Consider the following 18,201-nt stretch of genomic DNA (forward strand, 5'->3'; position numbering starts at 1 on the left):
AATTGTTAATTGCGGCGCAGTTGCTATTAGCGCAGCACGATGTCGCCGTTTTGAACGAGCTTGTCGCGGAGCTTGTTGTGAGCCTTGTTGACTTCGTCGTCCGTGAGCGTGCGGTCCATAGCCTGGTAGGTGAGGCTGTAAACCATGTTCTTCTTGCCGGCTTCAATCTTTTCGCCTTCGTAGATGCTCTTGAGAGTAATCTTCGCGAGGTTCTTCGGGTTGAGTGCCTTGATGCGGGCGAGCACGTCTTCGTGAGTCATCGACTTGGCAACTTCGATAGAAATGTCGCGGGTCGAAGGCACCTGACGGCTGAATGCCTGGAACACAATCTTCTTGTGGCTTTCGTGTTCCATCTTGTCCATGTCAGCTTCCATCACGTAGGTCTCGTAGCTGATTTCGTTAGCCTTGAGGCAGTTCGGGTGGAGTTCGCCCATCGTTCCAAGAACTGTGCCGTTGCAGACGATTTCGGCTTGCTTGCCCGGGTGGAGGAAGAGTTCCGGCTTTGCAGCGGCGCGGAATTCTACGACGAGGCCGAGACGCTTGAAGAAGCTCTGGACAAAGCCCTTGAAGGCGGCAAAATCAATCTGCTTCGGCTTGTCGTTGAGCGGATCGGTGTCAAAGTTACCGGCGATGGTGAGGGCGACGAGGTTGGATTCGTCAAAGCCCGGATCGCGTTCGTCCTTGCGGGCGCGCTTGAACTGGCCCTTCGCCACTTCGAACAGACGGACAGAACCCGGACGGTTCTTTTCGTTTTCGGCAACAGCCTTGAGCAAGTTCGGGAGGAGGCTTGTCGGCACTGCACCGAGTTCTTCGGAAAGCGGGTTCAAGAGGAGAGCCGGCTTGCTGCGACGGTCGTCACTTTCGGGGCCAAAGAGGGCTTCGGTGCGGGCCTTGCTCGTGAAGCGGAGGCTCAAGCATTCGTGGAGACCCATGGCAGAAAGCGTCTTGCGGATCTTGCGGTTCAAGACTTCGATCGGCGGGAGTTCGTTCGGCTGCATCGTGAATTTCGGCAAGCTGTACGGAATGTTGTCAAAGCCGATGAGGCGAGCGATTTCTTCGATGAGGTCAACTTCGCGTTCGAGGTCCGGGCGGAAGCTCGGGATCTTGAACGTGAGGGATTCAGCGTCCTTCTTCACGACTTCGAGTGCGATACCCGTGAGGAACTTTTCAATTTGTTCGGCGGAAACTTCCATGCCGATGACTTTTTCGGCGCGGGCAATGCGGAGCGTGACAACGTTATTTTCTTTCTTGTGGTCTTCGCCGGTGTATTTGACACTGCCCTTGAGGATGCGGCCGCCAGCGACTTCCTGAATCATGGCGCAAGCGTACTTGCTGTATTCGTCCTGTGTCGCAAAGTCGATTTCACGTTCGAAGCGGTAGCTGGAATCCGTCGAGATGCAGAGGCGCTTGGCCTGCTTGCGGATAACGGTGGGGTTGAACCAGGCGCTTTCGAGGAACACGTTCTTTGTGGCATCGACGATTTCGGATTCGACACCGCCCATCACGCCAGCGACGCAAGCCGGACGGTCACCGTCGCAAATCACGAGGTCGTTTTCGACGAGTTCATGTTCGGTGTGGTCGATCGTTTCAATCTTTTCGCCCTTGACGGCGCGGCGGACCTTGATCTTGTTCCCGTGGAGCTGGTCCATATCAAAGCTGTGGAGCGGCTGACCAACGTCCATCAAGATGAAGTTCGTGATATCGACGACGTTGTTGATGCTGTTCATGCCGACAGCGTGCAAAAGCTTGGCGAGCCATGCCGGGGACTTTTCAACCTTCACGTTCTTGATGACGCGACCCACATAGCGGGAGCAACCGCAGCCCGGAACGACTTCGAGGCTGATGGCGGCGCTTGCGTCTTCGGAATCTTCCTTGAAGTTGTAAGCGAGCGGCTTGAGCGGACGGTTAAACTTGGCGGCGAGTTCGCGAGCGACACCGCGGTGGCTGAGGGCATCCGGGCGGTTCGGCGTGACGTTCAGTTCGAAGCAGACGTCGTACATGCCGAGGCTTACGAACGGCGTACCAGCCGGGATGGAATCGTCGAGAACCATGATTCCACCGTGGTCGTCAGAAAGGCCGATTTCATCTTCGGCGCAAATCATGCCGAAGCTTTCGACACCGCGAATCTTGGATTTCTTCATCTTGAGCTTGGTGCCGTCAGGGAGCGGGAGTTCTGCGCCAATCGGGGCGAGCACAACCGTCTGGCCTGCAGCGACGTTCGGGGCTCCGCAAACAACCTGGATGGTGTTCGTGCCGTCGTTCACGGTAGTGATGTGCAGGTGATCGCTATCCGGGTGTGGATCGCAAGTGAGAACCTTTGCAACGAGCAACTTGTCATAGACCTTGCCCGGTTCTTCCATGCCTTCAACTTCGAGACCGATGGAGGTGAGCGCCTTTGCGACATCTTCCGCAGATTCTGGAAGGTCAACGTGACGTCTAAGCCAATTCAAAGAAACTTTCATTTTAATACCCTTTAAATTTTTCCGGCGGAAAATATAGAAAAAAGGACCTTATTTGCTTGCTCGGTTCACGAAGATTTCGAAGTCTTCGGGAGTGGTAAGCTTGTCGTTTGCGGATTCGCCTTTCACGATATAGACGGGTTCGCCAAAGAATTCGAGGATGCTAGCTTCGTCGGTCGGCGTAAAGTCCAGCGGTTCTTTTGCGATGCGGGCGTACAGGCTCTTGAGCAAATCAATGCGGGCCGCTTGTGGCGTCTGTGCTAGCCAGACCTTGTTACGGTCAATCGTATTTTCAACACGGCCATCCTTTGCAATTTTGATGGTGTCGATGGCAGGCTTTGCCACGAGACAGCTTCCCTGGTTGATAAGCGTTTCGCAGACATCGCGAATGATCTTTTCGCTGATGAACGGGCGTGCGACATCGTGGACCAGTACGTATTCCGCATTGCTCGTGAGGGCGTTGACGCCGTTTTCTACGGACTGCCAGCGCTCTTTTCCGCCAACGATGATCTTTAGTTTGTTTAAGCCGTTGGAATACCCGGAACCAAATGTGGGGCTAATTCGGTCAAAAATGTCTTTCTCGAAATAGTCCTTCCAGTCGGCAGGAACGGCGATGACGACTTCGGCGATTTCGTCCATCTTGAGAAATGTTTCCAGGCAATATTGGTAAACGGGCTTGGTGCCGAGAAGCATCAATTGCTTGGGAATTGTCCCGCCCATGCGCTTGCCGAGACCGCCAGCGGGGAGAACTGCTGCAAATTTTCCGAAAAGTAGTGTATTGGCCATGACCGAAAAATAGAAAGATTTGTGATGCTAGTCACCGTGTTTAAAAAGTAAGAAGTAAAAAGTTTCTAGAATGCAGAGAATGTTTTTACTTTTGGTCCGGTGTTAATGGGAGAAACAAATGGATTTTTGTGAATTAAAGCCGCGAAATCGAACCCGGATGGCCGTGGTTGCCTGTCTGGGGGGATTTTTGGGGGTTCATAATTTTTTGCTTGCGAACAGTGTTTCAGGAAGCATTAAAATATACTTGACTCTGGTCGCTATTATTGCGCCGCACCATGTCGGTTTAAGCCTGGCTGTGGTTAATCTTGCATGGATCCTGTTTGATTTGTGGCAGATTTGTTTTGTGCAGACATTGCCTGAAATTCGTTTGGAAGGCAGTCGTAAAAAGGCGGTATTTTTTGTGCTTACTTACATGGCTTTGGCGACTGTGCTTGCCATATTCTACTTAACCCGTGGCGCTTAGCCTCTATTTTTAGAAACGCTCAATAACTCTCGAATAAGCAGATGGTAAATCGCAAAACCCCTGCACTTTTGGTGCAGGGGCGGGTTTTTGAGAGAATAGTATGAATAGAGAATCGTATAAAATTAGAAGGCGAAGAACACTCCGAGATGAGGGATTATATTAAGTCCTGAAAATACGTAATGCAGTTGTGTAGCCTTGGAGGCTTTCTTTGGTTCTCTGGAATAGGCTCCTATCCCAAATGCATTGGTTGTGATATCGACTCCTGCAATTACGCCTATGGTCTCGAAAAACTGATAGCCGACAATGAAATCTCCGCCGATCATGGCATTGACATAAATGGCGCTAGGGTGGTATTTTCCCTTTTTGTTAATTGTCCTGTTCTCGTTAGTCGTTTCTCCTTCGACAAGTTTTACATCGGCAACGAGTATCGCATGCAAAGCGATAATTAGTTTGTTTGATATCGGCGCTGCGCCCAAACCAAACTTGATATTAAAATCGAGACCGCCCATATCGACGTTGGTCTTCAGAAATTTTTCTTTAAGTTCTCCTGTTAAGTAGCCCGCACCTAGCCCGAATACCGTAGAAATCATGCTTTCATCGACTTTGTATCGGATCCAGCGGAATTGGAAGCTTAATGAACTCCATTCATATTTTTGCGATCCCACATCCCAAGTTTCTGACTCTATAGGGAGATAGAAGTTCAAACTTTGGATGCTTTTGTTGGTTCTCCATTTTTGGGGTTGGAGGGTGCTGTTGTCTTGAGCAAATAAAGTTGTTCCTGATAGGATCATTACGATAGCCACAGTTTTGAAAAGTTTTAGAAGCATATGAAACTCCTTTTCTGAAAATGTGGTTTTATCATTGCTCCGATTCTAAATATATTCAAATGACGTAGGAAAACTTAAATTTTTGTTACAATTATATTCCAAGATGGAATCCTAGTGCGTGAACTTGACGAATCTTTATAAATAGATTACTTTTTGTGCAGTAAAACAGATGTTCACTACAAGGCGACTCGCGTATGGAAAAATGCCCTCAAAAAAGCGAAAATGTTGAAAACTCCCTCGAATGGGAGCGTTCCCGCCTGGACAAGGAACAGCTTGAGGCGGTCGAGACGACCGAGGGCTACGTGCGCGTGGTGGCGGGTGCTGGGTCGGGCAAGACTAGGACGCTGACGCACCGCTATCTGTATCTCGTGAAGGAAATGGGTATTTCGCCTGCGAACATTCTCTGCGTGACATTCACGAACAAGGCGGCTGCCGAAATGAAAAAGCGCATCCGCTCGATTCTGGGCGGCGACGACAGCGGCTACATTTCGACGTTCCACGGCTTTTGTGTGCGTTTTTTGCGTGAAGAAATCCATGTGCTGAATTATCCGAAGGAATTCATGATTCTGGACGAGGATGACCAGAAGTCGCTTTTGCGCAAGGCGTATGCGGATTTGGGGTTCTCGCTCAAGGATTTGAAAATTAGTAGTGTCCTTGATTTTGTGGGTGGCCGCAAGGCGAATGATATTAATTATGTGTCTCTGTTTGCGGAACACTTGGCGGATGAGGAGAATGCATCGGCTGCCGGGAATGCGCCGGCGGTTGAAAACGAGAAGCGCGAGCATCTGGTGGAACTTGCGGACGAGGCTCCGGACAAGTGGATGGCTGTTTATTACCGCTATTTGTACGAGCAGAAGAAAAATTACGCGCTTGATTTTGACGACTTGATTCTGGTGACGCTATATATTCTGGAAAATTTCCCGGAAAAGCTCGACAAGTGGCGCAAGCGCATGATGTACGTGATGGTCGATGAATACCAGGATATTGACGGGCAACAGTACCGCTTGGCGGATTTGCTTTCGAGTTACCACAAAAATTTATTTGTAGTGGGCGATCCGGATCAGACGATTTATGGCTGGCGCGGTGCCGATATCAATCGCATTTTGGAATTTGACCAGTTCCATAAAGGCACGAAGACGATTCTGTTGCAGAACAACTACCGCTCGACTCCGAGCATTTTGAAGGTGCCGGATGCGGTTATCAAGAATAACAAGTACCGAATCGAGAAAGTCTTGAGGCCTGTCCGTGCAGGCGGCAAGACTCCTGTTTTTTACCATGCAAAGAACACTCGCGAAGAAGCGAAATGGATTGTAGAACGCATCCAGAATGCGGTACAGAATTCTGTGAAAAATGGTGCTGGTGGCGTACATTACAAGGATATTGCGGTCTTGTACCGTATGCATTCGCAGTCGCGTTCTGTCGAAGAAGCGCTGATGTCGGAGTCTATCCCGTACAAGGTCTATAGCGGTGTAGGCTTTTACCAGCGCAAGGAAATCAAGGATATCATTTGCTATTTGCGGATGCTCGTGTATGCCGACGACTTGTCGTTTATCCGGACGGTGAATACGCCAAAGCGCCAGTTCGGGCCGAAGAAACTTGCAATTTTGCAGGCGTTTGCAGATACGCGCAAAGTTGGACTTTACGAGGCTCTGCTTGAAATTGTGTACGAGGCGGGGCGCTTGAACGATGTGGCGCCTGATGTCACGACGCAGGCGGAACTTTCGTCGGTTGGCAATGATCATCGGAAAGTCGATTTTGACTGCAAGGAATTCTTGTCGAGAAGCAATGTCGTTGAATACGTGAAGCTGATTGAAAAGTACCGTTCGCGTTATAAGGATATGCGCGTCTCGGAATTGCTTTCGAAGATGCTTCGTGAGACGAAGTACGAGGAAATGCTTCGCTTGGATGGCGATGAAGACCGCTTGGACAATCTTGCGGAACTCAAGCAGGGGATTCTCGAATTCGAGAATTACTACGAAGAAGATGCTTCGCTGGATGAGTATTTGCAGAACATCGTGCTGTTCACGAATGCGGATGAAGATTCGCAGGAAAAGGACCGTGTGCAGCTCATGACGATCCACAATGCGAAGGGATTGGAATTCCCGTACGTTTTTGTGTGCGGCTTGAACGAGGGCTTTTTCCCGGTGAAGCGTGTGCAGAACAAAATTCAGCTTGAAGAAGAACGCAGGCTTGCGTATGTGGCGTTCACGCGCGCCGAAAATGTGCTATGCCTGAGCGATGCTGAAGATGGCGTGGCGGGCGAGAGCGGGTCGCGCTATCCGTCGAGATTCTTGCTAGAAATGGACATGGGCGAGCTAGATGTGGCGCGTGGATTCTCGGATGATTTGCTTTTGGCGGCACGGGACTTTATTGCAGAAGCGGACCGCAATCGCGATTTGATGGGCGATTTTGATGAGGACGAGAGTCTTGGCGTGGTAAAGAAAGCGCCTACGGCAGAATTTGCGGTAGGCAATCGTGTGGTACACAAGATTTTTGGAATCGGGACTGTCAGCGCTGTTGACAAAAAGAATTTCTGCTACGAAATTACTTTTGACAAGTTTGCGACCCCGCGCTCGATTCAATTCGATTTCCCGCTAGTTTTGTCATCCCCGACTTGATCTCTTTGACTACTTGCAGCTATGCTGCTTAGTAGTCATGATCCGCGTATGGGGAGGGGAACTCCTTTTCAAAAACAGATGGAGATGCCCGCTTACTTCGACTGCGCTCAGCACAGGCTCTGGCGGGCATGACATTTTAGCGGCGTTCGTAGCGCATCGGCTTGAGCTGCTTGATGACATCGCGGAGTTCCTTGGGGAGCGGGCAATCGAAAACTTTGTGTTCGCCTTGCCAATCGAATTCCAGGCGGCAGCTGTGCAAGAATAAACGGTTCAGGCCGAACAGCTTTTTGACTTCGCGATTGAGCGCGAAATCGCCGTAACGCGTATCGCCAAGAAGCGGATGCCCGATGCTAGCGAAATGCGCGCGGATCTGGTGCATGCGGCCCGTTTCGAGCTTGATTTTCACGAGATCGTAGCCTTCGTAATGTTGCTTGACGCGGTAATGCGTGATGGCCTTCTGTGCGTTTTCGTCATCTTGGCCGACGAGCATCTTGCTGCCCTTGGCGCTGTCTGTGCGCAGGAGCGATTCGCTGATGGTGCCGCGGTCTTTCTTGAGGTTGCCTTTGACGAGCGCAAAGTAGAACTTGTCCACGACATGTTCGCGAATCATGCGGGTAAAGTCTCGAAGCGTGTCGCCGTGGAGAGCTGCAATGATGAGGCCGGAAGTTTCCTGGTCGAGGCGGTGGGCGATGGTCGGCTTGAAATCGAGACCTTCGCTACGTCCCCATTCCCAGAGGTATTCCACGAGACTTTCACCTGGGCGCGTACCGCTGCCCGGCTGGCTTGCAAGTCCCGAGGGCTTGTTCACAATCACGTAATCTTCGGTTTGCACGACGAGGTCGAGTTCATGAGCGCCCCAGTGTGCCTGCTTCTCGGCACCTGTGAGGTGGCGGCCCCAAGTGGACTTGTTCTTGGCAAATCCTGTTGCATTTTTTGCATCGGGGCGTTGCGGGGTGTCCCCGCTCGAAGGGGTAGCGGGAGCCGCTTCGGCGGCGGAAGCGAGGGGAAGGCTTTCCCCCTTTTTGTCGTCTTCACTTACCGATTTGAAGTTTTCGTAAATGTTGACCACGTCGCCTTCGACGAGCATCTGGTTTGCCTTGCCGACAACGCCGTTTACACGGACTTTCTTTTTGCGGATGACTGCGAAGAACACCGAGAGAGATTCTTCGGGGAATGCCTTGCGGAGGAAACGGTCAAGGCGCATGTTAGCAAAATTGCGATCGATAGTACGTGTAATCATTTTATAGTTACTAGTTAATAGTTGGTAGTTACTAGGATTGATGCAAAGATTGTCATGCCCGAATTAGTCGGGAATCTCCCGTTATTAAGATAGGAGATTCCCGCTCGGAGGCGGGAATGACATAGTGCGTTTTTCATTACTTGCATCTCCTGGCATAGTGTGCAAGTCGTACGCCGTCCGCGGCACTGGTGACGATTCCGCCTGCGTAGCCGGCTCCTTCGCCGAGGACGAAGAGTCCTTGGGTGTTTACGCTTTCGAGTGTATCGTTGTTGCGCGTGATGCGGAGTGGTGAACTGGTGCGCGTTTCGGGGGCGACGATCAGGCCTTCGTTGATGAATCCCGGAATTTTGCGGTCAAAATTTTGGAAGCCTTCGGCGAGACTTTGGCAAATCGTCTTGTCCATCCAGTCCCACAGATTGCTTGGCACAAGCCCGCAAGGGTAGGTGGATTTGGGGAGCGTTTTGTCTTCGCTGTGGGCGAGGAAGCTCTTGATCGTTTGCGCGGGCGCGGCGTAAACTTTTCCGCCAACGTTGTAGGCGTCGGTTTCGATTTTTCGTTGCAAGTCGAGACCGCCAAAAAGCGAACCGCTTGAAGGAATGTCGAAGCCTTCGGCGCCTGCTGTAATCGGGACGGCGATGGCCCCGTTAGCGAATGCACCGTTGCGGCGGCTATAGCTCATGCCGTTTGTCGCAAGTGTTCCCGGTTCCGAGGCACATGGCACAAGGACTCCGCCGGGGCACATGCAAAAGCTGTAGGCGCTTGAAGTCTTGTTGATTGTCGGCGTGGCGAGGAAATATTCGGCGGCTCCGGTGAGTCTTGTATCGACGTTCAGCCCGAGCTGTCGCATGTTGATGAGCGACTGCGGGTGTTCAACGCGGACGCCCATGGCGAACGCCTTGCTTTCGAGAGTCACGCCGCGAGCGTGGAGCATCTCGTAAACGCTACGTGCGGAATGCCCGACCGCAAGGACCAGCGCTTCGCACGGTTGCCAATGAGATTCGGCGGTTCCTGTGCCTGCGCTTGTCATTCCCGCGCATGCGGAAATCTCCCTTAGCTTGATCGCGCAGATTCGCCCGTGCTTGATTTCAATGTCTTCAAGGCTTGTGTTGAAATGGATATGCCCGCCGAGGCTGACAATCTCGGCGCGGACTTGACGCAACATGAGTACGAGTTTGTCTGTGCCGATGTGCGGCTTTGCAAACGTGACAACACTTTCGTCAACGCCGAAGTCCACCATGTCCTTGAGTACGGTTTCGCTGAACAGGTTGCGGCTACGGGTGTTGAGCTTGCCATCGCTGAATGCGCCAGCTCCACCTTCACCAAATAGCACGTTGCTGTAGGCGTTGAACTTGCGGTCTACAAAGAATTTGCGGATGTCGCGAAAACGCTCTTCGACTTGTTTACCTTGTTCATAAATATCGACGGAAAACCCTTTGCGCAAAAGGTGTAGCGCCGCCCAGAGTCCGCTAGGCCCAGCTCCAACCACATCCACGTGGCTAGCCATCGCTACAGTGTCTTTTAACGGTTCAGCATCGAGGCTGCGGATTTCGCGTTTGGATTCGATCAGCCCACGGGCGTTGTTCCCCGAGGCTCGGACTTTGCGCTTTAGGTCGAAAACGACATTGTAGGACCAGTGCAAGTCGCCTTTGCGTCGGGAGTCCAGCGAAAAACGTTCGACTTCGAGATTGAAGATTTCTTCGGGGTTCACTCGGAGCGTCTTGGCGAGCGCAAGACGGACTTCGCCTTTTTTTTCAAGGGCGACAGCAAGTTCTCTGTAGCGATATGTAAACATGTATGCCACAAATTTAGAAATATGGCAAAAAAATAGTTTTTTGGACTTGAGATTGTGGTTTACATTTTTTTATAATTGTGAAAACCCTAAAAATGGTAGTGATATATGTTTAAAGTTGGTTTTGATAACAATGCTTATCTAAAAACTCAATCTGAAAAAATTCAAGAACGTATCTCTAAATTTGGTGGTAAACTTTATCTTGAATTTGGTGGAAAACTTTTTGATGACCATCATGCAAGCCGCGTTTTGCCGGGCTTTGCTCCTGACTCCAAAATCCGCATGCTCGAAAAGCTCAAGGATAAGGCCGAAGTCATCATCGCCATCAATGCTGGCGACATCGAAAAGAACAAGGTTCGTGGCGACCTCGGGATTACTTACGATCAAGACGTTCTTCGCCTGATTGACGCTTTCCGTGGTTATGGCCTTTATGTGAGCAGTGTGGTGCTGACCCGCTGGCAAGAACAGCCGAGCGCAGTTGCTTACCAGAAAAAGCTCGAAGGCCTTGGACTCAAGGTCTATCGCCATTATCCGATTGCCGGTTATCCGAGCAACATCCCGCTCGTGGTGAGCGATGACGGTTATGGCAAGAATGAATTTGTTGAAACTTCTCGCGAACTTGTGGTGGTGACCGCTCCGGGTCCGGGAAGTGGAAAGATGGCTGTCTGCCTCTCGCAAATTTATCATGAAAACAAGCGCGGTGTCAAGGCTGGCTATGCCAAGTTTGAAACGTTCCCGATTTGGAACATCCCGCTCAAGCACCCGGTCAACCTCGCGTATGAAGCTGCAACGGCCGACTTGAACGACGTGAACATGATTGACCCGTTCCACTTGGAAGCTTACGGCAAGACGACGATTAACTACAACCGTGACGTCGAAATCTTCCCGGTTCTGAACGCTCTCTTTACGCGCATCCTCGGTGAATCTCCGTACAAGAGCCCGACGGATATGGGGGTGAATATGGCTGGCAACTGCATCGTTGATGATGCTGCTGTTTGCGAAGCCGCCAATGCCGAAATCATCCGCCGTTACTACAATACTTTGTGCCAAGTCCGCAAGGGTAATGCCGATAAGGATCAAGTCTACAAGCTTGAACTTGTGATGGAACAGGCTCACATCAGCGCTAAGGACCGCAAGGTTGCTGTCGCTGCTGTTGCCAAGGCTGAAGAAACGAACGGTCCGGCTGTTGCTATTGAACTGAACGATGGCACGATCATCACGGGCAAGACTTCTTCGCTCCTCGGTGCATCTTCTGCTATGTTGCTTGATTCTCTCAAGCACTTGGCTGGCATCCCGGACGAAGTCCGACTGCTTTCTCCGATGGTGATTGAACCGATTCAGAACCTCAAGACCAAGCAGCTCGGCCACAACAACCCGCGCCTCCACATGGACGAAGTTCTCGTGGCACTCTCCGTTTGCGCTCTGACGGATTACAATGCAAAGATTGCGCTTGAAAAACTCCCGGAACTCCGCCATTGCGAAGTCCACTCCAGCGTGATCCTTTCGCAGGTTGACGTTGGCGTGTTCCGCCGCCTCGGTGTGAACCTCACGTCGGAACCGAATTACCAGACGAGCAAGCTCTACCACGGGTAAAGAACGTCCGCTAATCGGCGCACATAGAAAACTTTACTAAAGATTATCGAGAAATCGGTAGTCTTTTTCTTTTTGTTTGTATATTTAAAAAGTAATTTGATTAAAAGGATGGGTTTGAATGGCTAATGGTAAAGTTTACGATGATGTTGAAGTTCACGATATGAACGATATGCATCGTGATAGGAAAACTGTGAAAACGGGGGATGAACAGAATGGCGCTCCCGTTGTCTGGAAAGCGCTTTCTGTAATTATCGCTATGCTTGCGGTGGTTTACGATTTATCTCCGATTGATGCTGTTCCCGATACGATTCCGCTGTTTGGCTGGCTTGATGATGTTGGCTTTACGGTGATGGCGGCACTGAACGCTTATCAGCAATTTGCCAAAGATCAGAATTCCATGGTTGTTCGCTTGGCAAAGTACGTCAAGTGGATGATGGTGGCTTTTATTGTGCTTGCGGGCGTTGCCGTTGGCGGACTGATAACAGCAATTATCGCGCTCGTTACGCACTAATTATTGCATTGTCATTCCGGTCGCTTTGTCACCCCGGACTAGTTCCGGGGCGGAATCTCCATTAAGCAGCTTTCTTTGCTTGCATTCGATTTGCTTTCACAATTTCCTCCACGAAATATTGGTGCACTCGTAAATCGCTATTGAGTTCCGGGTGGAAAGAAATAGCGAGTTGATTCCTGTATCGTACGGCGACAATTTGATTTTGGACGGTCGCTAGAATTTGCACATCCTGACTTGCGCGCTGTATGAGCGGGGCTCGGATGAACGTCATCGGGATTTTTCCGATTCCATCGAAATTTTCTTCGGTGTAGAAACTTCCAAGCTGCCGACCGTAGGCGTTGCGTTCTACAGTGACGGGCGTTGTCGCAAAATACGTGTGACCATCGTTGCTGAGTTTGTCTGCCAGTAAAATGAGGCCTGCGCAAGTCCCGAATGTCGGGAGTCCGCTTTCGATGCGTTCGCGTAAAGGTTCAAAAAGTCCGAGTTCCTGCAAGAGTTTTCCTTGCACGGTGCTTTCGCCGCCGGGGAGAACGAGTCCGTCAAAATCTTGTTCTAAATCGCGGAGCTGACGAATTTCAAACGTCTCGACTCCGAGCTTTTCAAGCGACGTTCGGTGTTCTGCAAATGCACCTTGCACGGCGAGCACGCCGATTTTAATGTGGTTGTTTGTTTTGTTTTCGCTCATTTACTTTCCTCGTTCAGCCATTAAAAGTGCAATTTCGTTTTCGTTGATGCCGACCATCGCTTCGCCCAAATCTTCGGAGAGCTTGGCAATGAGCTTGGCGTCCTTGTAGTTTGTGACTGCTTGTACAATCGCTGCGGCACGCTTAGCTGGATTGCCTGACTTGAAAATGCCCGATCCGACGAACACACCTTCGGCGCCGAGCTGCATCATAAGGGCTGCGTCAGCGGGTGTGGCAACGCCGCCTGCGGCAAAGTTCACGACGGGGAGTCGCTTGTGATCGTGGACGTACTTCACGAGTTCGTACGAAACCTGCAATTCCTTGGCGCGGTTGAAAAGCTCGTCTTCGCGCATGGAGGTGATGCGTGCGATTTCTTGGTTCATGAGACGAATGTGGCGGACTGCTTGTACGATGTCGCCGGTTCCCGGTTCGCCTTTGGTGCGGATCATGGAGGCGCCTTCTTCGATGCGGCGGAGGGCTTCGCCGAGGTCGCGGGCTCCGCAGACGAATGGCACTTTGAATTCGTGCTTGTTGATGTGGAATACGTCATCGGCGGGGGAGAGCACTTCGCTTTCGTCGATGTAGTCAATTTCGATGGCTTCGAGGAGTTGTGCTTCGACAAAGTGACCGATGCGGCATTTGGCCATCACGGGGATGGAAACGGCGTCTTGGATGCCCTTGATCATCTTGGGGTCGCTCATGCGCGAGACTCCGCCTGCGGCGCGGATGTCGGCAGGGATGCGCTCGAGGGCCATGACGGCGGCTGCACCGGCGGCTTCTGCAATTTTTGCCTGTTCCGGGGTGGTCACATCCATGATGACTCCACCTTTAAGCATTTGGGCGAGATTCTTGTTGAGTTCGTAGCGGTTTTCTGTAGACATTGGGTTCTCCTTGTTGCGTTTGTTTCGTTTCGAGGCTTAATTTAGGCTTTTTATTGACTTTATCAAATGTTCAAATTTCTATTATTTTAATAGGTTCAGTTTAATGTCAGTTTAGGTTCAGTTTTTTCAAAATGGAATGTATGATGATGTTAGAACTTCGCATAGTAAAAACACTCGAAACGGTCCTCGCTCGCTTCACTCGCTGCGAATTGTTTCTCGCACGTTTTTACGATGCTCGTTCGCGAGAATCATTGCATTCCAAGATGAAAAAACGTGATGCAGTTTCCGTTTGCAAGGAATGCTTGATGATGCATGGACATCGCATCGTAAAAACACTCGAAACGGTCCTCGCTCGTTATAATAACGATGTCATGCCCGATTTATTCGGGCATCGCCTTCTTGGTTTACAGAAAAGGATTTCCTAAATGCTCTCATATGATATCTCAAAAGCGGGTGATGATACTCTTTATCATTTCTTGTATCGTTCTATCAAAGACGATATTCTGTCGGGGCGTCTTGAGGCGGATGCGAAGCTTCCGTCGAAGCGCCCGTTTGCAAATGCGCTGGGCGTGAGCGTCGTGACGGTTGAAAATGCATACGAGCAGCTTTTAGCCGAAGGCTTTATTTACTCGCTTCCACGCAAGGGCTTTTTTGTCGCGGCGATTCAATCAAAAAATCCGCAGATTCTCCCGAAGCCAATACTCGCCAAGCAATCCCGTGAATCGCAACGCGTTGAAACGCCTAAGGCTCTACATTACATTGCAGACTTTGTCAATAATCAAGTAGATGCTTCGACGTTCCCGTTTTCGACGTGGGCGAAGATCACGCGAAAAGTCCTTTGCGAACAGCAAAATGAACTGTTGACGCGTTCGCCGAATTCTGGTGTCATTGCGCTCCGAAAAGCGATCGCCAAGATGCTTCTGGAGTTTCGCGGAATGCGTGTGGATCCAGAACAGATTGTCGTAGGCGCAGGAACGGATTGCCTTTACACTTGGCTTGTGCAGCTTTTGGGCTTTGATAAAAAGTATGGCGTTGAAGACCCTGGCTACAGCAAGATTTCTAAAATCTATCAAAAGCTAAATGTCGTTTGCAATTTTATCCCGCTAGATGAACAGGGCGTTCGCATAGACCAGCTTGAAGAAACTTGCACGGACGTTGTTCATCTTTCGCCTTCGCACCACTTCCCGACAGGCAAGGTAATGCCTGTGAGCCGTCGTTATGAACTTTTAAGCTGGGCTGCAAAATCTAGCAACCGCTACATCGTCGAAGATGAGTACGATAGCGAGTTCCGCATGGTGGGCCGCCCGATACCTGCGTTGCAGAACATTGACGTGCAAGACAAGACGATTTATATAAATTCATTTTCTAAAACGCTTGCCTCCACGGTGCGCGTGGGTTACATGATTCTCCCGAAACCGCTTGCGAAAAAGTTCTGCGAAGAGTTCTCGTTTTACACTTGCACGATTTCAAATCTCGTACAGTACGTACTTGCAAAATTCATCAGTGGTGGTCATTACGAAAAGCACATCAACCGTATGCGCAATTTTTACCGTCACCGTCGCGATACTCTGCTTGATATCATCCGTCGCAGCCCGCTTCATGACCGCGTTGAAATCGCTGAACAAGATGCAGGTTTGCATTTTATTCTAAAAGTGAAAACTACGCTTTCCGATGAAGAATTTTGCAATCGGGCTCTCGAAAAAGGCGTACGCATCGGAGCACTTTCGGATTATTACACGATGGACGAACCCTCACAACATGAGTTTGTCATCAACTATTCCTCCGTTCCCGAAAAGCAAATGAAAAAGGCTGTTTTGCTGCTTGAAAAAATTGTGGAATGAGATTTTCTTGCTTTGTCATCCCGGACTTGTACAAGTACAAAGCCCTTCGGCTCAGCTATGAAAATGCAAGCATTTTCGCAGCGTTCGCCTTGGTTGCTTTTGTTTCGGGATCGCCTTTTTAAATCCTCAAATTACTTATATTTACCTCAAATGTATGGGGAGGAGATGCTTATGAAAATGTTTGCAAAGTTTGTGCCGTTTATGCTTGTGGCGGCAATGTCCGTCTTTAACGCCTGTGGTGGCGATTCTGGCAGCAATGCTGATTCCGAAGAACCTGTGTCCAGCAGTGCTGTGAAAAAATCCAGCAGTAGCAAGGCTAAGTCTTCGTCAAGTAAAAAAGTTTCGTCAAGCTCTGCAAAATCTTCTTCGTCTGTGAAAACATCCTCAAGTGCGAGCAACGCTAAGGCCACATATGACGAGAAAAACAACACCATGAAGGACCCTCGCGACAACAAAACCTACAAGACCGTGAAAATCGGCGACCAGGTCTGGATGGCGGAAAACTTGAATTATAATTCGGGCCTTAGCTATTGCTATGGTGAAGAACCTTCGTACAAACAAAATAGTCATCCGGGCTTGTGCGGTACATACGGTCGCCTTTACAAGTGGGATGCCGCAACGGAAGTTTGCCCAGGCGGTTGGCACTTGCCCTCTAAGGACGAATTTGAAACCTTGATCCAAACAGTTGGCGGTAGCGGTAATGCGGGAATAAAGCTCAAGTCTGTTGACGGCTGGAAATTTGAGAAAAAAGAAACTGTTGGAACGGATGAGTATGGTTTTACGGCCCTCCCTGGAGGCTTCAGAAAGGAAGACGATTTGAGTGATTATGTCACTGAGAATATTGAATCGTACGATTTTATTGGCGACAAGACAGAGGCGTATTTCTGGAGTTCTACGGAAGATGTTGAAACATCGACTAGGCTTGATGGCAATAGGATTCTAGTTGATCACGCGTTCTGCATGTCTTTGGAGAATCGTTACGCAAAGGCTGATATTTGGGGTGAGCCGATGATCAATGCAATGTCCGTCCGTTGCATTCTGGATTCCAAAACTTCGTCTAATGAAAAGTCTAGCAGTAGCAAGGCAAACTCTTCTTCTAGCGCAAAGTCTTCTTCATCTGCGAAATCGGGGAACTCTGTAGCTGTGCCCAAAGGCTGCAAAACTTCAACTAAAGATAATTGCGAGTATGGCGAATTGGTGGATGACCGCGACGGACAAACTTACAAGACTGTGAAAATCGGTGACCAGTGGTGGATGGCCCAGAACCTGAATTACAGGAGAGAGGCTAAATACAAAAACGATTATTGCTATTGTTACAATAATTCAAAAGATAATTGCGATAAGTTTGGGCGCTTATATGTATGGACTGCAGCTGCGGACGCTTGTCCCGAGGGATGGCATCTGCCATCCACAGCGGAATGGAAAACTTTGATTGACTCAGTGGGGGGCGAAAAAGTCGCTGGCATAACACTCAAGACGAGTGGATGGAATCGCGGTGGCGATGCGACTGATGCTTTCGGTTTTTCTGTGCTTCCTGCTGGTTACAGGGACTGGCTCTACCAAGACGATTATTACGAGGAGGGGTATCAAGCGCTCTTTTGGAGTTCTAATGAATATGAAAACAGTAGTGGATGCGTGTATTTTCAGAGTGTGTATGATGGTGCGGATATCCGTTCTGGAAACAAAGACGACGGCTATTCTGTTCGTTGCGTGATGGATGTCGAACCTAAAATTAAAGAACCCCCGGTTATTATAGTGCCCGAGGCAAAAGCCTGCAAAACAAAAACTAAAGATGAATGCGAATATGGCACGCTAACGGATTCTCGTGACAAACAAACTTATAAAACCGTGAAGATAGGTTCGCAGATTTGGATGGCTGAGAATCTTAATTTTGAGACGGATGGTTCCTATTGCTTCAACGACTCCGCTAAGTACTGCTCCAAGTACGGTCGTCTTTACACTTGGGCCGCAGCAATGGACAGTGCTGGCGTATGGAGTGAAAACGGCAAAGGCTGCGGTTATCAAAAAACGTGTACACCCACCTATCCAGTGCAGGGGGCGTGTCCCAGTGGCTGGCATTTGCCTACGAAGGCTGAATATGATACTTTGTTTGCCGCAATTGGCGGCTCCGAGACTGCAGGTGAAAAACTCAAATCAACTTCTGGTTGGTCTGAAGGTGGTAACGGTACGGATGATTATTCCTTTTCGGCGTCGCCTGCTGGATACAGGTTTATCAATGGAATATATCCCATTTACAGCGAGATTGGCTATCTCGGGGTCCTATGGACCTCTACAGAGGCCGAAAGCGATGAGTGGTGCGATGAGACTTGCAGAAGAGTCGTCGCGTGCAATGTGTCTTTGACAAGCTTAAACGATGATTCATTTGTGGGCAACGTGGGTAAGGACGATGCATATCCAGTCCGCTGCGTAAAAAATTAGCGAGCCGAGTGTCGCAGAAATGCAAAAAAGGCCGCGATTGAATCGCGGTCTTTTTGTATGAAAGGTGTTAC

The 18,201-nt window shown here is 49.9% G+C and carries 14 protein-coding genes; 7 read left to right on the top strand and 7 right to left on the bottom strand.

Features of this window, described 5'->3' with window-relative positions:
- Positions 1-26 precede the first annotated feature (26 nt).
- Both pheT and ispD read right to left on the bottom strand, forming a co-directional pair.
- A complete protein-coding gene (gene pheT, locus B7990_RS02100; protein WP_088639394.1) occupies positions 27-2,462 on the bottom strand; it encodes a phenylalanine--tRNA ligase subunit beta in 2,436 nt (811 codons plus the stop codon).
- 48 nt (positions 2,463-2,510) lie between these two features.
- A complete protein-coding gene (gene ispD, locus B7990_RS02105) occupies positions 2,511-3,245 on the bottom strand; it encodes a 2-C-methyl-D-erythritol 4-phosphate cytidylyltransferase (protein WP_088639395.1) in 735 nt (244 codons plus the stop codon).
- Between the two features lie 118 nt (positions 3,246-3,363).
- On the opposite strand from ispD, the gene B7990_RS02110 reads away from it, so the two are divergent.
- Entirely contained in the window at positions 3,364-3,708 is a 345-nt protein-coding gene (locus B7990_RS02110) for a hypothetical protein (protein ID WP_088639396.1), read from the top strand.
- A 122-nt stretch (positions 3,709-3,830) separates the two neighbouring features.
- Here the strand turns inward: B7990_RS02110 and B7990_RS02115 are convergent, their stop codons facing one another.
- On the bottom strand, positions 3,831-4,535 hold the full coding sequence (locus B7990_RS02115) for a hypothetical protein (RefSeq protein WP_088639397.1): 705 nt from the start codon (positions 4,533-4,535) through the stop codon (positions 3,831-3,833).
- A 194-nt stretch (positions 4,536-4,729) separates the two neighbouring features.
- Between B7990_RS02115 and B7990_RS02120 the strand changes: the two genes are divergently transcribed.
- Positions 4,730-7,153: an ATP-dependent helicase gene (locus tag B7990_RS02120; protein ID WP_088639398.1), complete on the top strand. Its 2,424-nt coding sequence runs from the start codon at positions 4,730-4,732 to the stop codon at positions 7,151-7,153.
- Positions 7,154-7,289: 136 nt separating this feature from the next.
- Here B7990_RS02120 and B7990_RS02125 read toward each other — a convergent pair whose 3' ends face one another.
- Positions 7,290-8,393, bottom strand: a complete 1,104-nt coding sequence (locus tag B7990_RS02125) for an RluA family pseudouridine synthase (RefSeq protein WP_088639399.1) — start codon at positions 8,391-8,393, stop codon at positions 7,290-7,292.
- A 136-nt stretch (positions 8,394-8,529) separates the two neighbouring features.
- Entirely contained in the window at positions 8,530-10,185 is a 1,656-nt protein-coding gene (locus B7990_RS02130) for an NAD(P)/FAD-dependent oxidoreductase (RefSeq protein ID WP_088639400.1), read from the bottom strand.
- A 105-nt stretch (positions 10,186-10,290) separates the two neighbouring features.
- Here B7990_RS02130 and B7990_RS02135 point away from each other — a divergent pair, with 105 nt between their 5' ends.
- Positions 10,291-11,775: a DUF1846 domain-containing protein gene (locus B7990_RS02135; protein WP_088639401.1), complete on the top strand. Its 1,485-nt coding sequence runs from the start codon at positions 10,291-10,293 to the stop codon at positions 11,773-11,775.
- A gap of 118 nt (positions 11,776-11,893) precedes the next feature.
- The gene (locus tag B7990_RS02140) at positions 11,894-12,286 is read left to right on the top strand and encodes a YkvA family protein (RefSeq protein WP_088639402.1); all 393 of its coding nucleotides are present in this window, start codon (positions 11,894-11,896) and stop codon (positions 12,284-12,286) included.
- 61 nt (positions 12,287-12,347) lie between these two features.
- On the opposite strand, the gene pdxT is transcribed toward B7990_RS02140, so the two are convergent.
- Positions 12,348-12,944: a pyridoxal 5'-phosphate synthase glutaminase subunit PdxT gene (gene pdxT, locus B7990_RS02145; protein ID WP_176407196.1), complete on the bottom strand. Its 597-nt coding sequence runs from the start codon at positions 12,942-12,944 to the stop codon at positions 12,348-12,350.
- Positions 12,945-12,971: 27 nt separating this feature from the next.
- Positions 12,972-13,850 carry a pyridoxal 5'-phosphate synthase lyase subunit PdxS gene (gene pdxS, locus B7990_RS02150; protein ID WP_088639404.1) on the bottom strand — a complete coding sequence of 293 codons (879 nt, stop codon included), beginning with the start codon at positions 13,848-13,850 and terminating at the stop codon, positions 12,972-12,974.
- Between the two features lie 143 nt (positions 13,851-13,993).
- On the opposite strand from pdxS, the gene B7990_RS02155 reads away from it, so the two are divergent.
- From B7990_RS02155 to B7990_RS02165, 3 genes are all read left to right on the top strand, one after another.
- Positions 13,994-14,275, top strand: a complete 282-nt coding sequence (locus B7990_RS02155; protein WP_088639405.1) for a hypothetical protein — start codon at positions 13,994-13,996, stop codon at positions 14,273-14,275.
- Entirely contained in the window at positions 14,276-15,691 is a 1,416-nt protein-coding gene (locus B7990_RS02160) for a PLP-dependent aminotransferase family protein (RefSeq protein WP_088639406.1), read from the top strand.
- Positions 15,692-15,862: 171 nt separating this feature from the next.
- Positions 15,863-18,130, top strand: coding sequence for a fibrobacter succinogenes major paralogous domain-containing protein (locus B7990_RS02165; RefSeq protein ID WP_088639933.1), 2,268 nt, complete (start codon positions 15,863-15,865; stop codon positions 18,128-18,130).
- The last annotated feature ends 71 nt before the right edge of the window (positions 18,131-18,201 follow it).

The organism is Fibrobacter sp. UWB4 (genome assembly GCF_002210345.1).
Lineage (GTDB): Bacteria > Fibrobacterota > Fibrobacteria > Fibrobacterales > Fibrobacteraceae > Fibrobacter.

Bases quoted from the DNA above. Each gene is read 5' to 3' on its own strand.
- B7990_RS02160 (WP_088639406.1), top strand. From the start codon at position 14,276: ATGCTCTCATATGATATCTCAAAAGCGGGTGATGATACTCTTTATCAT.
- B7990_RS02135 (WP_088639401.1), top strand. From the start codon at position 10,291: ATGTTTAAAGTTGGTTTTGATAACAATGCTTATCTAAAAACTCAATCT.
- B7990_RS02140 (WP_088639402.1), top strand. From the start codon at position 11,894: ATGGCTAATGGTAAAGTTTACGATGATGTTGAAGTTCACGATATGAAC.
- B7990_RS02115 (WP_088639397.1), bottom strand. From the start codon at position 4,535: ATGCTTCTAAAACTTTTCAAAACTGTGGCTATCGTAATGATCCTATCA.
- B7990_RS02165 (WP_088639933.1), top strand. From the start codon at position 15,863: ATGAAAATGTTTGCAAAGTTTGTGCCGTTTATGCTTGTGGCGGCAATG.
- B7990_RS02110 (WP_088639396.1), top strand. From the start codon at position 3,364: ATGGATTTTTGTGAATTAAAGCCGCGAAATCGAACCCGGATGGCCGTG.
- ispD (WP_088639395.1), bottom strand. From the start codon at position 3,245: ATGGCCAATACACTACTTTTCGGAAAATTTGCAGCAGTTCTCCCCGCT.
- B7990_RS02120 (WP_088639398.1), top strand. From the start codon at position 4,730: ATGGAAAAATGCCCTCAAAAAAGCGAAAATGTTGAAAACTCCCTCGAA.
- B7990_RS02125 (WP_088639399.1), bottom strand. From the start codon at position 8,393: ATGATTACACGTACTATCGATCGCAATTTTGCTAACATGCGCCTTGAC.
- pdxS (WP_088639404.1), bottom strand. From the start codon at position 13,850: ATGTCTACAGAAAACCGCTACGAACTCAACAAGAATCTCGCCCAAATG.
- B7990_RS02130 (WP_088639400.1), bottom strand. From the start codon at position 10,185: ATGTTTACATATCGCTACAGAGAACTTGCTGTCGCCCTTGAAAAAAAA.
- pheT (WP_088639394.1), bottom strand. From the start codon at position 2,462: ATGAAAGTTTCTTTGAATTGGCTTAGACGTCACGTTGACCTTCCAGAA.
- B7990_RS02155 (WP_088639405.1), top strand. From the start codon at position 13,994: ATGATGTTAGAACTTCGCATAGTAAAAACACTCGAAACGGTCCTCGCT.